12 protein-coding genes are annotated in these 14,641 nt (G+C 69.3%); 2 read left to right on the top strand and 10 right to left on the bottom strand.

The window, feature by feature from the left end; translation table 11 throughout:
• Window positions 1-12 precede the first annotated feature (12 nt).
• On the bottom strand, window positions 13-2,895 hold the full coding sequence (leuS, locus tag NOW55_RS17405) for a leucine--tRNA ligase (protein WP_256401379.1): 2,883 nt from the start codon (window positions 2,893-2,895) through the stop codon (window positions 13-15).
• A 219-nt stretch (window positions 2,896-3,114) separates the two neighbouring features.
• Here leuS (NOW55_RS17405) and leuS (NOW55_RS17400) point away from each other — a divergent pair, with 219 nt between their 5' ends.
• Together leuS (NOW55_RS17400) and NOW55_RS17395 are read left to right on the top strand one after the other, a co-directional pair.
• Complete coding sequence (gene leuS, locus NOW55_RS17400; RefSeq protein ID WP_256401378.1) at window positions 3,115-5,805, top strand: leucine--tRNA ligase; 2,691 nt, start codon at window positions 3,115-3,117, stop codon at window positions 5,803-5,805.
• Window positions 5,806-5,830: 25 nt separating this feature from the next.
• On the top strand, window positions 5,831-6,301 hold the full coding sequence (locus NOW55_RS17395) for a hypothetical protein (RefSeq protein ID WP_256401377.1): 471 nt from the start codon (window positions 5,831-5,833) through the stop codon (window positions 6,299-6,301).
• Between the two features lie 6 nt (window positions 6,302-6,307).
• On the opposite strand, the gene NOW55_RS17390 is transcribed toward NOW55_RS17395, so the two are convergent.
• The 9 genes from NOW55_RS17390 to pdhA all read right to left on the bottom strand — a co-directional run bounded on the left by NOW55_RS17390 (window position 6,308) and on the right by pdhA (window position 14,622).
• Entirely contained in the window at window positions 6,308-6,712 is a 405-nt protein-coding gene (locus NOW55_RS17390) for an Hsp20/alpha crystallin family protein (protein ID WP_256401376.1), read from the bottom strand.
• A gap of 173 nt (window positions 6,713-6,885) precedes the next feature.
• Window positions 6,886-7,692 (bottom strand): prephenate dehydratase, encoded by an 807-nt coding sequence (gene pheA / locus NOW55_RS17385; protein ID WP_256401375.1) that lies wholly within the window; start codon window positions 7,690-7,692, stop codon window positions 6,886-6,888.
• 51 nt (window positions 7,693-7,743) lie between these two features.
• Complete coding sequence (locus NOW55_RS17380) at window positions 7,744-7,926, bottom strand: hypothetical protein (RefSeq protein ID WP_256401374.1); 183 nt, start codon at window positions 7,924-7,926, stop codon at window positions 7,744-7,746.
• A 73-nt stretch (window positions 7,927-7,999) separates the two neighbouring features.
• A complete protein-coding gene (locus tag NOW55_RS17375) occupies window positions 8,000-8,167 on the bottom strand; it encodes a DUF7837 family putative zinc-binding protein (RefSeq protein WP_256401373.1) in 168 nt (55 codons plus the stop codon).
• Between the two features lie 105 nt (window positions 8,168-8,272).
• On the bottom strand, window positions 8,273-9,739 hold the full coding sequence (gene lpdA / locus NOW55_RS17370) for a dihydrolipoyl dehydrogenase (RefSeq protein ID WP_256401372.1): 1,467 nt from the start codon (window positions 9,737-9,739) through the stop codon (window positions 8,273-8,275).
• A gap of 115 nt (window positions 9,740-9,854) precedes the next feature.
• Entirely contained in the window at window positions 9,855-10,622 is a 768-nt protein-coding gene (locus tag NOW55_RS17365) for a helix-turn-helix transcriptional regulator (protein ID WP_256401371.1), read from the bottom strand.
• Window positions 10,623-10,934: 312 nt separating this feature from the next.
• Window positions 10,935-12,500 (bottom strand): dihydrolipoamide acetyltransferase family protein, encoded by a 1,566-nt coding sequence (locus NOW55_RS17360; protein ID WP_256401370.1) that lies wholly within the window; start codon window positions 12,498-12,500, stop codon window positions 10,935-10,937.
• 1 nt (window position 12,501) lies between these two features.
• A complete protein-coding gene (locus NOW55_RS17355) occupies window positions 12,502-13,509 on the bottom strand; it encodes an alpha-ketoacid dehydrogenase subunit beta (RefSeq protein WP_256401369.1) in 1,008 nt (335 codons plus the stop codon).
• 3 nt (window positions 13,510-13,512) lie between these two features.
• Entirely contained in the window at window positions 13,513-14,622 is a 1,110-nt protein-coding gene (pdhA, locus tag NOW55_RS17350; RefSeq protein WP_256401368.1) for a pyruvate dehydrogenase (acetyl-transferring) E1 component subunit alpha, read from the bottom strand.
• Window positions 14,623-14,641 lie beyond the last annotated feature (19 nt).

Here is a 14,641-nt window from a genome sequence, read left to right as displayed (position 1 = left end):
TTCCGGCTCGGTCTACTCGATGTGGACCGCCGGCCGGAACGGGATGGCCTGTCCGGCCTTCCCGCCGGGGTCGACCACGTCGTCGTCGTCCTCGCGGTAGAGTTCGACGGTGGCGTCGTACTCGCGTTCGAGCGCGTCGAGCGCCTCGGCGTACACGGCGGCCTCGTCGAGGCCGGCCAGCGTCTCCAGCGTCCCGTCGTCGCGCTCGCGGACGAACGCGACGAGGTCCTGCACGAGGTCGTTGACCGCGTCGCCCCTCTCGCGCAGGTCAGGGTCCGACATGACCTGGCCCATCACCGCACCCACGTCGGGGCCGGTGTCGACGACCTGTGCGAACACGTCGTGCTTCCAGTCGGCGGCGACGTAGACGCGGACGGTCTCGGGGTCGGTGTCGGTCACGTCGACGATGTCGCGCACGTCGTCGGTGAGGTCCGCGACGAGGGACTCCTCGACCTCGACCTGCGGGTCGACCAGCGCCTCGTCGACCGACGGCCACGGGGCGTCCTCGGCGGGCTCGCCCGCGAGCTGCTCGTGGAGGTCGTTCGCCATGTAGGGGACGAACGGCGCGAGCATCCGCAGGCGGGCCTCCAGCACGGTCCGGCGGGTGCGCCGTGCGCCCTCGCGCTCGGTGTCGGTACGTCGGCGGTACCAGCGCAGGTTCTCCTGGAAGTCGTAGAAGGCGGCCTGGCTCGCCGACCGGGTCTCGAAGTTCTCCATCGACTCGGTGACGATCCCGATGGTGTCCTGCAGCTTCGAGAGCAGCCAGCGGTCGATGCGCTGGAGGTCGTCGGCGTCGCTCGCGTCGACCGGTTCCGGCACGTCGCCGTCGCCGATGAGCTCCTCGGCGCGCCGCCAGAAGCGGTCGAGCTGGTCGCGCGTGCTCGTCACCTGGTCCGCGCGCCAGTCGAAGTCCTGCCACGGCTCCGCGGAGTTCATCAGGAAGAACCGGACGGTGTCGGCCCCGTACCGGTCGATGGCCTCGCCGGGGAGGACGACGTGGCCCTTCGAGGAGGACATCTTCTCGCCCTCCAGCAGGCCCATGCCCATCACGGTGATGCCCTGGGGCCAGTTCGGCTGGTCGAACAGCTCGGCGTGGTGGAACAGGTAGAACGTCAGGTGGTTGTTCACCAGGTCGTTCGCCGAGCAGCGGTAGTCGACGGGGTACCAGTAGTCCCACTCCTCGCGCAGGGAGAGGGCGGTCTCGTCGGGGTCGTCGACGGCCTCGGGGCCGTAGAACAGCGTGTCGAAGAACTCCCGGTCCATCGCCTCGGGCTCGACCTCGTCGATGCGGTGGGCGATGGTGTAGTACGACATGTACAGCGTCGAGTCCGACAGCGGCTCGATGACGAAGTCCTGGTCCCACGGCAGGCGGGTGCCCAGCCCGTAGTTCCGGATGCAGGGCCACTCGTTGAGCCAGTCGATGGTGTGGTCGTACTGCTCGCGGGTGTTCTCCGGGATGGCGTCGAGGTTCGCGACGGCCTCGTGGGTCTTCCCCTTCCAGTCGGGGTCGTTGTAGCGGAGGAACCAGGTGTCCTGCTGGGCGACCTCGACGTCGCCGCCGCAGCGACAGACGACCTCCTCGGAGAACTCCTGCATCGTGCCGAAGGCAGTACCCAGATAGGACTGCTTGAACTCGTCGCGCACGTCCTCGACGACGCCACCGGCGAACTCGCCGTAGCTGTCGAGCAGCTCGCCCGAGTGGAACTCGGCGTTGTAGAGGTCCTGCGTGACCGCCTTCAGCCCGGGGTCCTCGGAGGAGTCGATGCCGGCGGACTCGACGGCGTCCTTCGCGGGGATGTCGCCGTAGCCCTCGATGGTGAGGATGGGGACCGGCTCGATTCCGCGGACCTCGTCGGCGTCGATGCCGTACTCGGCCATGTCGTCGGCCGCTTCCTTCGCCTCCTGCAGCGCGAGGTAGTCGTCGGGCGAGTGCGCCGGGACGGACATCACGACGCCCGTCGCGTTGTCGGCGTCGACGAAGCCAGCGGGCAGCACGAGCACGTCGTCGCCGGTGACGGGGTTCGTCACCCGCTTGCCGACGAGATCGCGGCCCGCGTACTCGTAGCGGGTCTCGACCTCGTGACCCTGGAGTCTGAGCTTCTCGGCGGCGCTCGCGGAGACGAACCAGAACTCGCCGTCGACCTCCGCGACCACGTAGTCGGCGTCGGGGTCGACGAACGCGTTCGTCACCCCACGAACGGTCTCCGGTCGGAGCGTCGCCATCGGCGCGACGACGTCGGCCCCGTCGATCTCGGTCTCGAACTTGACCAGCGTGTACTCCTGGAACTCGGCCTCCTCGCCCTCCAGGATGTCGTGGGTCGTCACCGGCTGGTCCTCGTTCGTGCAGTACTTGACCGGGTGCAGCCCCTTCTCCAGCAGGCCGCGCTCCCTGAGCGTCTCGTACTGCCAGGTGATGAACTTCGAGTAGCGCTCGTCGTTCGTCGTGAACTCGCGTCGCCAGTCGACCGAGATGCCGAGGCGCTTCATCCCCTTCTTGTAGTGCTCCTCGATGAAGTGCCGGGCGAAGCCCATCGGCGTCTCCAGGTCCTGCAGGGTCTCCTCGGGGACGTTGTACGTGTTCTTGAGCACGTCCATCTGCTCCGGCTCGCGCTTCTTCAGGCGCTCGACCGCACCGATGATGGGCGTGCCGGTGACGTGCCACGCGATGGGGAAGAGGACGTTGTCGCCCTGCTGGCGTCGGTATCGCGCGTAGACGTCCGGCACGGTGTACGTCCGGGCGTGCCCGATGTGCATCCCGCCGCTGGGGTACGGGTAGGGCACCGTGACGAATGTGGGGTCCTCGTCCGCGACGGCGTCGGGATTCGCCTCGTAGCGCCCCTCGCTCCGCCAGCGGTCCCGCCACTCCGATTCGAGTGTCTGCGGGTCGTAGGTCATGGGGAACCGTTCACTCGGAGTCGTTAAAAGGACTATCAATCCCGTCTCGTGGGGCGGACCGGCCAGTCCTCCCACTGCGGCGTGGGCCGGTGAGCGTCGCTCCCCCACGATACACCACCACACGCCACCGTCAATTATTGCCGCGACCAGACACACCGGAATGTCAGATGGACACGAATTGAACGACTGCCCACCTCCCACGAACCAAGAGTCCCCACGATGCCACAACAGACGCAGCAGACGGAGTTCGACCACACACGAATCGAGCGACGATGGCAGGACCGCTGGGACGACGCCGACGTGTTCCAGGTCCCGGACGACGCCGACGACCCGACGTACGTGCTCGCGATGTTCCCCTACACCTCCGGCGAGCTCCACATGGGTCACGTCCGGAACTACGCCATCACCGACGCCTACGCGAGATACCGCCGGATGCGAGGCGAGACGGTGCTCCACCCGATGGGCTGGGACGCGTTCGGCCTGCCCGCCGAGAACGCCGCGCTGGAGCGCGACACCGACCCCGACGCCTGGACGCGCCGCTGCATCGAGCGGATGCGCGAGCAGTTCGAGTCGCTGGGCTTCGGCTACGACTGGGACCGCGAGGTCACCACCTGCGACCCCGACTACTACCGGTGGAACCAGTGGCTGTTCGCCCGGTTCCGCGAGGCCGGCCTCGTCGAGCGCGAGGCCAGCGCGGTCAACTGGTGTCCCGGCTGCGAGACGGTGCTCGCCGACGAACAGGTCGAAGGAGCGGCCCCGACGGCGTCCACGAGCGGCGACGGCGACGGCGTCTGCTGGCGCTGTGACTCCCCCGTAGCGGCCCGGGAGCTGGACCAGTGGTTCCTGCGCATCACCGACTACGCCGACGAGCTGCTGGACGACATCGACCGGCTGGACGACTGGCCCGCCGGCGTGCGCGACCGCCAGCGCAACTGGATCGGCCGCACCGAGGGTGCCGAGGTGCCCTTCCCCGTCCAGACGCCCGACGGCGAACGCGAGATGACCGCCTTCACGACCCGGCTGGACACCATCCACGGCGCGACCTTCGTCGCGCTCGCGCCGGACCACCCGCTGGCCGAGGCCGCCGCCGAGCGCGATTCCGAGGTGGCGCACTTCGTCGAGAACGTGGCCGACCCCGACGCCGACGACCCCCAGGGCGTCGTGACCGACATGACCGCCACGAACCCCGCGACCGGCGAGGAGCTACCCGTCTACGTCGCCGACTTCGTCCTGAGCGACGTGGGCACGGGCGCGCTGATGGCCGTGCCCGCCCACGATGAGCGCGACCACGCGTTCGCGACGGCGCACGACCTCGACATCCGGCCGGTGGTCGAGCCCGCAGACGGAAGCGAGGTCGACGTACTGGAGGCCGCATTCAGCGACGACGGCGTGCTCGTCAACTCCGGCGAGTACGACGGGCTGGACAGCGCCGCCGCTCGCGAGCGGCTGGTCGCTGACCTGCCCGGTGCCGAGGCGACGACACAGTACCGGCTGCGCGACTGGGGCATCTCCCGCCAACGGTACTGGGGGACGCCGATTCCGGTCGTCCACTGCGACGACTGCGGCCCGGTCACGGTACCGGACGAGGACCTGCCGGTCGAGCTCCCCGAGTTCGTCCACACGACGGGGAACCCGCTGGACGCCGCTACGGAGTGGAAGCAGACCGCCTGTCCGGAGTGCGGTGCCGACGCCGTCCGCGAGACGGACACGATGGACACGTTCGTCGACTCCTCGTGGTACTACCTGCGGTTCGTCGCACCCGACCTGACGGACGCACCGTTCGACACCGACCGTGCGAACGACTGGCTGCCGGTGGACGAGTACGTCGGTGGCGACGAACACGCCGTCATGCACCTGCTGTACGCCCGGTTCGTGACGAAGGCGCTCGCCGACCTGGGGCTACTCGACCACCGCGAGCCGTTCGACGCAGTGCTCACGCAGGGGATGGTGCAGGGTGAAGATGGCGCGAAGATGTCCAAGTCGGGCGACAACGGCGTCTCCCCGGAGCGCATCGTCTCGGAGTTCGGCGCGGACACCGCCCGGCTGTTCGTCCTGCGGGCGGCCCGTCCGGCCAAGGACTTCGCGTGGCGCGAGGAGGGCGTCCGTTCGAGCCACCGGCTGCTCCAGCGACTCTACCGGCTGTCGACCACGGTGTCGGGCGACGTCGAAGGCGACTTCGACAGCCCGGCCGCCGCGTACGTCGCCCACGAAGTCGACGCGACGGTCGCCGCTGCCACCGACGCCTACGAGTCGATGCGGTTCGAGCGCGCCGTCCGCGAGATGACGGACCTGTTCGAGCTGCTGACCCGGTACCGGGAGCGCGACGAAAACGAGCCCGGTGTCGTCGCTCGCGGCGTCGCCGCCGTCGTGCGACTGCTGGCCCCGATCGCCCCGCACGTCTGCGAGGAGGCGTGGCGTGAACTCGGCCACGAGGGGTTCGTCGCGACGGCCGACTGGCCGACAGCGGAGCACGAGATGGACGACCACGAGCGAGACCGGTCGCTGGTCGAGAACACCCGGAGCGACGTGCGCCAGATACTCGACGTGGCCGACATCGACGACCCGGCCGCCATCGACGTGGTCGTCGCGCCGGCGTGGAAGTACCGCGCACTGGAGCTCGCCCGCGGCATCGACGATGGCGACGTGGTCGGCGCGGTGATGGCCGACCCGGAACTGCGCCAACAGGGCGAGGCGGCTGCCAGCTTCGCGAAGGACCTCGCGGCCGAGCATCCCGGGCTGGACGCGTCGCTCGGCGCTGACCGGGAGCGCACCGTCCTGGGGCGGGCCGCGTGGCTGGTCGAGGACGAGTTCGACGCGCCGGTACGGGTGCTGTCGCCCGACGAGGCCGACGACGGATTGGCGTCGAAGGCACGGCCCGGGCGGCCCGCGATTCACGTCCACGAGGACTAAGTCGAGGGCGGCCCAGCTGCAGCTCGTGGGCGAGTTCGCACGCGAGGGACAGGAACGACTGGCCGCGGACCTCGAAGCGGCGCGACCGGACCTGACGTGGGCGGTCGAACACCAGATCGGCTCGACACCCGTCGACGTGGCCGGCGTCGGCGAGGACGTGCTGGTGCTCGTCGAACTGGAGATGCGTCGGGCGGACCCGGCGAACAACACGGTGACGCTCCTGCGCTCGCTGGAGGCCGGCACTCTCGACGAGTACGAGACGGTCGTCGTCTGCCAGGCGTTCAGCGCGTACTACGACCTCGCCAGCGGCGGTGTGAGCACGAAGCGGGAGAACGCGGCGTTCGTGGGACGACTCGCCGAAGACGCGTTCGACCGGGTGACGTTCCACGCCGCCGAGTTCCCGGTCGAACCGCCGAAACGTGGGGCGGATTGGCCCGACGACTGGACCGACGCGCTCGCGACGACCGTTGACGCGGTCGTCGACGCGACACCGTAGCTCGCGTCAGTCGATGTCGATGCGGTGGCCCTCGTCCGCCTCGGCCTTCGGCGCGGTGACCGTGAGGGTGCCGTTCCGGTAGCTCGCGCTGATGGCCTCCTCGTCGACAGCCTCGGGGAGCCGGATGCTGCGACTGACCGAACTGTGGCGCTCGCGGTGGACGTAGTGGCCATCATCCTCCTCTTCGGTTTCCTCCTCGCGGCTCGCGTCGATGGTGATTGCACCCTCGGAGAACGTGAGTTCGATGTCCTCGGTGTCGTACCCAGGGACGTCCGCGACGATCTCGTACTCGTCGCCGTGGTCCTGCATGTCGACCGGCACCGATTCGAGCGTCGGCATGCCGCGCTGCTCGAACTGTCGGCCCATGCGGTCGAACATCTCCTCTAGCTCCTCGAACGGATTCCGTCGCATTGTGTCCGACAGATACGGCGGGCTGATACTTAAGTTCAGCGCGTGGCCGGGGCTCGGGAGTGGCGAACAGGCGGCGGTCTCGCACCCCGGGGTGTGCCGCACACCTGCCTCGTCCCCCGGGGCAGCCGGGGTCAGGTCACGCCGGTCCTGGCCCCGGCATCGGACAAAAAGACTCAGTCCAGCACGTGCTCGACGTCGTACGACCCGAGCACGCGCACCCAGCCCGCACTCGCGAGCTCCCGAACATCCTCCAGCGCGGCCTGCGTGCGCTCCTCGAACAGGCCGGCGTCGACGTCGACGTGGAAGGCGTAGTCGCCGAGGCGCTCGCCCGACGGCCGGGATTCGAGCCGGGAGAGGTTGATGTCCCGGTCGGCGAACGGCTGGAGGAGTTCGAGCAGGAGTCCGGGGTAGTTCGCGCCGGGGTAGACGACGAGCGTGGTCTTCCCGCCGGCGTCCGAGCGGTCCTCCGGCGGCGCGACGACGAAGAACCGGGTCGCGTTCGACGTGCGGTCCTGGATGTCCTCGGCGAGCAGCGAGACGGTGTCGTCGGCGGTGCCGGGGTGGGCGATGGCCGCGACGGTGGCATCCTCGCGGGCCCGTTCGACCCCGCGGGCGGTGCTGGCGACGGCCTCGCGGTCGGCGTCGGGGTAGTGTTCGTCGAGGAAGCCCCGGCACTGCGCGAGCGCCTGCGGGTGGCTCGCGACGGTGTCGAACACCTCGCCCTGGGCGAGCAGCGCATGGCGGATGGGCGTCACGACCTCCTGCGTGACGGCCACGTCGAACTCGGCGAGTGCGTCCAGCGTCTCCGTCACGCTGCCCTCGATGCTGTTCTCGATGGGGACGACGCCGCGCTCGGCGTCACCGTCGGCGACGGCCTCGACGATGCTCGTCACGGACTCGCGGAACTCGACCCCGTCGGCGACGGCGCTGGCGGCGCGGTGCGAGTACGTCCCGGCGGGCCCGAGCGTGACGACTGTCATGGCGGGCCGTACAGCGCTGGTGGCCAAAAGGGCGTCGGGGCGACAGGCTGCTCAGCGCTGCTCGTCGGGGGTGTCGTCTCCGGAGCCGTCCCCATCGTCGAGAGCCAGTCCGAGGGTGAGGAACACCGTCCCGACCGCGATGAACGTCCCCCACAGCGTCACGTCGCTCCCGACCGAGGTGGCGATACCGATGGCGAGGAACACCGCTCCGATGACGAGGAACACCGCCTGCATGGTGATAGCACGACTCTAGGCGGCAAATACGTGCCGATGATCGTGCGGTCGCCGACGGTCGAACGGCGGGCGGCTAGGCCGGATGCACGACGACCTCGCAGTCGGGACACTCCGCGAGGAGCTGCGGCCAGCCGTCGGGGGGCTCGTACACCGCGAGCAGTCGTCCGGACGGAATCGACACCTCGCAGTCCGGACAGCGTCCGAGGAACCGCCGTAACGCCGTACTGTCGCTCCCTCCCATACGACGACGTTGGGACTGCTCGGGCATTGTTACGGGCAACCTATGGAACAGCGGGCACGGCCTACCGGATGGGAACGTGTCGGAGCCGTCCGTCGAATCCGGCGATCAGCGGTTCAGCGTGTGGATGGCGTGGCCAAGCGCGTTCTCGGCGGCCTCCATCGTCGACTCGGCGAGCGTCGGGTGCGTGTGCACCGTCGAGGCGACGTCTTCGAGCGTCGCACCCATCTCGATGGCGAGGGCGAGCTCGGCGATCAGTTCGCTGGCCTCCGGGCCGACGATCTGTGCGCCCAGCACGAAGCCGCTGGGCTCGTCGGCGACGATGCGGACGAAGCCGTCGGTCTCGTTCGCGGTCATCGCACGACCGCTGGCGTTGAACGGGAACTTGCCGATGACGGGTTCGAAGCCCTGCTCTTCGGCCTCGTCGGCGGTCAGGCCGACGGTGCCGATCTCGGGCGAGGTGAACACGGCTGCGGGCATCGCCTGGTAGTCGATGGCCGAGGGCTCGCCGGCGATGACCTCGGCGGCGACCTGCCCCTCCGTGCTGGCCTTGTGCGCGAGCATCGGCTCGCCGGCCACGTCGCCGACCGCGAAGATGTGCTCCTTCTCGGTGCGGGCGCGGTCGTCCGTCTGGATGAAGCCGCGCTCGTCCGTCTCGATGCCGGCCGCTTCGAGGCTCATCGTGTCGGTGACCGGCTGGCGGCCGACTGCGACGAGCACCTTGTCGGCCGAGAGTTCGAGGGTCTCCCGTTCGTCGTCCTCCTCGGCCTCGGCGGCCTCGCCACCGTCGGCGGCGGCGGGCGTGGCGGTGACGACGACCCCGTCGCCCGATTCCTCCCAGTCCTCGGCGGTGTAGCCGAAGTGGAACTCGACGCCGAGCTCCTCGGCGTGCTTGCGGACGACGCGGCTCACGTCGTCCTCGTACGGTGGCAGCACGTCGTCGAGCATCTCGATGACGGTCACGTCGGTGCCGAGACGGGCGTAGACCCCGGCGAGCTCCATGCCGATGTAGCCCGCGCCGACGACGACCAGCTCGTCCGGAACGGTCTGGAGGTCGAGCGCGCCCTCGGCGGAGATGACGTGCTCGCCGTCGAACTCGAAGCCGGGCACCTGGATGGGCCGCGAGCCGGTGGCGATGATACAGTGCTCGAAGTCGATGGACTCGCTGCCCTGGCCCTCGCCGCCGTGGACGACGCGGACCGAGTTCTCGCCCGAGAACTCCGCGGTGCCCTCGACCAGGTTGACGCCGTTGGCCTTGCAGAGCTTCTCGACGCCGCCGGTCAGCCCGTCGACGATTCCGTCCTTCCAGTTCATCATCTGCGAGAGGTCCACGGCGGGGTTCGCGTGGATGCCGAGGTCCTCCGCGTTGCCCGCGTCGTGGGCGAGCTTCGAGCCAGTGATGAGCGCCTTCGACGGGATGCAGCCCCGGTTGAGGCAGGCCCCGCCGTAGGCGTCGCGCTCGACGAGCGTCACGTCGAGGTCGAGCTGTCCGGCGCGGATGGCGGCCACGTAGCCCCCCGGACCCGCGCCGATGACCAGTACGTCCGTGCCAGTAGTGACGTCTCCGACGACCATACTACAACAGCCGACCAGCAGCCATAAAAAGCCGCAGGAATTGCCAGCGCGGGCGGAACCGGGAGACTGCACCGCGGCCGAGGGCGTCGTGTGTGAGCACGTGACGAAGACCGGGTCAGTCGAGCGGCTCTGCCCGGTCGCGACACGCCTCGAAGACGCCGCGTGCCCACTCGACGGCTGCGGCGTCGTCGGTCCACGCCATCGCCGTGACGGCACCGCTCTCCCCGTCGTAGCCGGGAACCACGAGCCTGTCGTCGTAGATGGCGATGTCGAGCGGTGGGTGCTCGATGAGGTAGGTGGCCGTCGTGTCCATCGCCATGAGCTGGTCGTGTCCCTCACCGTGCTGTTCGAGGACGCCCTCGAACGCCGCCGGCGTGAGGACCCACTCGACCGCGACGCCCCTCCGGATGACCTCGTACGTCCGCTCCATCACCGTCGGCGACCCGAAGGAGGTCGTGACGCCGACCATCTCCCGCTCGGTGTCGGCGACGATGGCCGCGAGCTCCTGGTCGAGGCGGTACGGTGCGGACGGGTCCACGGTGACGACCGTCGCGTCGGTGAACAGCTCGGTGTTGGAGACGAGTTCGGGTGCGTCGACGTGGGCCAGCACGGGTGCCAGCGTCCGGGCTCCCGCCAGCCCCCGATCGAACGACTCGATGTGGGTGAGGACGGCACGCCCGAGCCCGGTGAGCCGGTAGCCCGCGGCCTCTCGCTCCAGGACGCCCCGCTCGGTCAGGGCGTTCGTCGCCCGGTACGCCGTCGCCCGCGAGACCGACGCACGCTCGGCGATGGTGGCCCGGTCCGCGGGACCGTCGCGACAGGCGGCGAGGACGGGCGCACGTTGCAACAGGGCGACGGCGTCGTCGACAGCGTCCCGGTCCATGCTGTCGCATTCGAGGGAGCCGAGTTAACCGTTCGCAAACCGACGTGGCGTCTCACGGCTGAGACGGCGTCTCAGCGGTGCCTATAACCGATATTCGTGCATCAGAGTAGTTGGGCAGACCGAATTCGACGACGGTTCGGGGGGACCGTCGCGGCGCTGCCGAGTGCGCGGCCGTCGGGGGGCGGTCGCCACGGGGGAACGGGGCGGCTCGCCCGACCGGGGCGGCCGCTTCCGTGCGACAGCGGCGGTTCGTACTCTTGTGTGGCTGTGTCCCGCGAACTACGAGCGGTGCGTTGTCGAAAGGGAGAGAGACTACTCCAGCAGGAGCAGCTGCGGGTTCTCGAGGTACTTCATGACCTCGTTGGTGAACTGTGCGCCCTCCGCGCCGTCGATGATGCGGTGGTCGAACGAGAGCGACAGCGTCAGCACGTGGCGGATCTCGATGGAGTCCTCGCCGTCGTCGTCGGTGACGACGCGGGGCTTCTTCTTGATCTCGCCGAGCGCGAGGATGGCGGTCTCGGGGTAGTTGATGATCGGCGTGGCGTACTCGCCGCCGATGCCGCCGATGTTCGTGATGGTGAACGTGCCGCCGCGCATCTCCTCCAGCGCGATCGAGCGCTCCCGGGCCTTCGAGACGAGCTCGTTCATCTCGGAGGAGAGCTGGAGCAGGCCCTTCCTGTCGGCCTGCTTGACGACGGGGACCATCAGGCCCACGTCGGTCGCGGTGGCGACGCCGATGTTGTAGTAGTGCTTCTTGACGATCTCCTCGTTCTCCTCGTCGAGCGAGGAGTTGACGATGGGGAACTCCTTCAGCGCCGCCACACACGCCTTCATCACGAACGGCATGTAGGTCAGCTTGATGTCCTTCTCGGCGGCGTGGGGCTTGAGCTCCTCGCGGGCCTCGACGAGCGCGGTCACGTCCACCTCGTCGTGGTGGGTGACGTGCGGGGCGGTGTACTTCGACTCCGCCATCGCGTCGGCGATGGTCTGGCGGACGCCACGGAACGATTCGCGCGTCTCGCGCTGCTGGGGCTCGCCCATCGGCTCGCCGGCGGCCATCGCCTGCGCGTCGGCCTCCTGGGCCTGGCGCTGTGCCTCGGCGTACTCGCGGACGGCCTCCGGCGTGACGAACGCCTCGCCGTCTTTCGTCTCGTCCGTCGGGACGGCGTTCAGGTCGACGCCCTCCTCCTCGGCGAGCTTCCGGGTCGCCGGCGCGGCCAGCGTCTGCTCGCGGTTCGCGGCCTCGACCTGCTGCGGCGCGGCCGTCGTGGCGCTCGCGGACGCCTGCCCGCCGGCAGCGCCCGTGTCGGCGGACTCGCTCGCGGCGGCACCGTCGTCGCCACCTTCGGCGGTCGCCGGTTCGGGCTCGGCCTCGTCGCCGCCCTCGGCGTGGGCGCGCACGTCCTGGTCGGTGACGCGGCCCGAGGGGCCGGTCCCCTCGACCGCGCCGATGTCGACGCCGAGTTCGCGGGCGAGCTTCCGGGCGCTCGGCGGGGCGAACACGCGACCCGAGGGGGTCTCGACCTCCTCGGTGTCGCCGGCGGGTTCGGCGTCGGCCGCTGCCTCGGCACCGCCGGCGTCGGCCTCAGCGGACTCCTCGCTCCCGCCGGACGGCGTCGTGTCGTCGAGGTCGTCCTCGCCCTCGACGTTGTACACCATGATGACGTCGCCGACGGGCACCATCTCGCCCGCCTCGACGAGCAGTTCCTTCACCGTGCCGTTGTACGGCGAGGGGACGTCGACCGCGGCCTTGTCCGTCTCGACCTTCGCGACCGGCTGGTCCTCGGTGACGGTGTCGCCGGGCTCGACGAGCCACTCGAGCAGCTCGCCCTCGGCGACGCCCTCGCCCACGTCGGGAAGCTTGAATTCCTTGGGCATGTCAGAAGCTCACCGCGTCGCGGATGCCCTTCTTGATGCGTGCGGGCTCCGGCAGGTAGTAGTCCTCGAGCGCGTACAGCGGGAACGGCGTGTCGAAGCCGGTGATGCGCTCGACCGGTGCCTCCTGGTACAGCAGCGCCTCCTCCTGGATGATGGAGGCGATCTCGCCGCCGAGACCGCCGGACTTCGGGGCCTCGTGGACGACGGCCGCGCGGCCGGTCTTCTTGAATGACTCGACGATGGTCTCCTCGTCGAGCGGCGAGATGGAGCGGATGTCGACGACCTCGACGTCGATTCCGTCCTCCTCTGCGAGCTCCTCGGCGGCCTCCATCGTCGGCCGGGACATCGCACCCCACGTGTACACCGAGATGTCGGTGCCCTCGCGGCGCACGGCGGCCTCACCGAGCGGGACCTCGTAGTCGTCCGTCGGGACCTCGTCGCGGAACGCGCGGTAGATGAGCTTCGGCTCGAGGAACACGACCGGGTCCGGGTCGCGGATGGCCGAGATGAGCATCCCCTTCGCGTCGTAGGGCGTGCTCGGGATCTGGACCTTCAGACCGGGCTGGTGGGCGAACATCGCCTCCGTCGACTCGGAGTGGTGCTCCGGCGCACGGATGCCGCCACCGTACGGTGCGCGGACGACCATCGGGCAGGTGAACCGACCGCGGGAGCGCGTGCGGATGCGCGCCGCGTGACTCACGATCTGGTCGAACGCGGGGTAGATGAAGCCCATGAACTGGATCTCGGGGACGGGCTTCAGGCCGTAGGCGGCCATCCCGATGGCCGTGCCGACGATGCCGGACTCGGCCAGCGGCGTGTCGATGACGCGGTCCCCGCCGAACTCCTCGTAGAGCCCCTCGGTCGCGCGGAACACGCCGCCGTTCTTCCCGACGTCCTCGCCCATGACGAGCACGTCTTCGTCCTTTTTCATCTCGGTGTACAGCCCGTCGCGGACGGACTGCACGAGCGTCAGGTTCTCCGTCTCGGATGCAGTGTCTTGCGTTGCCATGTGTTAGTCCTCCAGGAGTGCGTCGTCGCCGAACTCTTCGCGGACGCTGTTGAACCACTCCAGCTGTTCGTCCAGCTTCTTCGGCATGCCCGCATAAACGTGTTTGAATATCTCTTCGGGCTCGGGGCGCTCGACGGCCTCGGCCGCGGCGATGGCGTCGGCGACCTCGTCCTTGATCTCGGCCTCGATGGCGTCGACGCGCTCGTCGTCGAGCAGCCCGTGCTGGCGCAGGAACGTCTCCATGCGCGGGATGGGGTCCTTCTGCTTCCAGCGCTCGACCTCCTCGTCGTCGCGGTAGACCGAGGGGTCGTCGGCGGTGGTGTGTGCGCCGAAGCGGTACTGGACCGCCTCGATGAGCGTCGGGCGCAGCTCGTCGTCGTCGGGGTTCTTCGCCTTCTCGACGGCATCGCGCGTGACCTTGTACACCGCGAGGGGGTCCATCCCGTCGACCTGCACGCCCTCGAAGCCGTAGGCGGTGGCCTTCTGGGCGATGGTCTCGCTCGCGGTCTGCTTCTCCCGCGGGACCGAGATGGCCCACTGGTTGTTGTTGCAGAAGAACACGTTCGGCGTGTCGAAGACGCCGGCGAAGTTCAGGCCCTCGTGGAAGTCACCCTCCGAGGTCGCGCCGTCGCCGAAGTAGCAGATGAACGCCCTGTTCTCGTCCTTGAGCTTCGACGCCCAGGCCGCGCCGGTCGCGTGGGGCACCTGCGTCGCGATGGGGACCGCGGTGGTGAACATGTTCACGTCGTCCGGGATGTTATTGCCGGTCTCGTGGCCCATCCAGGTCAGTAGGGTCTTCTCCAGCGAAACGCCACGGACGAGCGCCGCGCCGTGTTCGCGGTAGGACGGGAACAGCCAGTCCTCCTGGTCCAGCGCGTGGGCGCTCGCGATCTGTGCGCCCTCCTGCCCGGAGAGTGGGGGGTAGGTCCCCATGCGGCCCTGCCGCTGGAGCGAGACGGCCCGCTGGTCGAAGTGGCGGGCCAGCCGCATCTGTTTGTACATCTCGACGAGCTCGTCGTCGTCGACGTCCGGCACCTCCGCGTCGTCGAGCACCCGGCCCGCGTCGTCGAGCACCTGTACGCGCTCGCGGGGGTCGTGCTGAATCGTACTCACGGTAGAACCCACCTTGACA

The organism is Haloarchaeobius litoreus, from assembly GCF_024495425.1.
In the GTDB taxonomy this organism is placed as follows: Archaea; Halobacteriota; Halobacteria; order Halobacteriales; family Natrialbaceae; genus Haloarchaeobius; species Haloarchaeobius litoreus.
This window is presented reverse-complemented; position numbering and strand designations above follow the sequence as displayed.

Bases quoted from the DNA above. Each gene is read 5' to 3' on its own strand.
- pheA (WP_256401375.1), bottom strand. From the start codon at position 7,692: ATGACAGTCGTCACGCTCGGGCCCGCCGGGACGTACTCGCACCGCGCC.
- NOW55_RS17360 (WP_256401370.1), bottom strand. From the start codon at position 12,500: ATGCCCAAGGAATTCAAGCTTCCCGACGTGGGCGAGGGCGTCGCCGAG.
- NOW55_RS17390 (WP_256401376.1), bottom strand. From the start codon at position 6,712: ATGCGACGGAATCCGTTCGAGGAGCTAGAGGAGATGTTCGACCGCATG.
- NOW55_RS17355 (WP_256401369.1), bottom strand. From the start codon at position 13,509: ATGGCAACGCAAGACACTGCATCCGAGACGGAGAACCTGACGCTCGTG.
- NOW55_RS17380 (WP_256401374.1), bottom strand. From the start codon at position 7,926: ATGCAGGCGGTGTTCCTCGTCATCGGAGCGGTGTTCCTCGCCATCGGT.
- lpdA (WP_256401372.1), bottom strand. From the start codon at position 9,739: ATGGTCGTCGGAGACGTCACTACTGGCACGGACGTACTGGTCATCGGC.
- NOW55_RS17365 (WP_256401371.1), bottom strand. From the start codon at position 10,622: ATGGACCGGGACGCTGTCGACGACGCCGTCGCCCTGTTGCAACGTGCG.
- NOW55_RS17375 (WP_256401373.1), bottom strand. From the start codon at position 8,167: ATGGGAGGGAGCGACAGTACGGCGTTACGGCGGTTCCTCGGACGCTGT.
- leuS (WP_256401378.1), top strand. From the start codon at position 3,115: ATGCCACAACAGACGCAGCAGACGGAGTTCGACCACACACGAATCGAG.
- leuS (WP_256401379.1), bottom strand. From the start codon at position 2,895: ATGACCTACGACCCGCAGACACTCGAATCGGAGTGGCGGGACCGCTGG.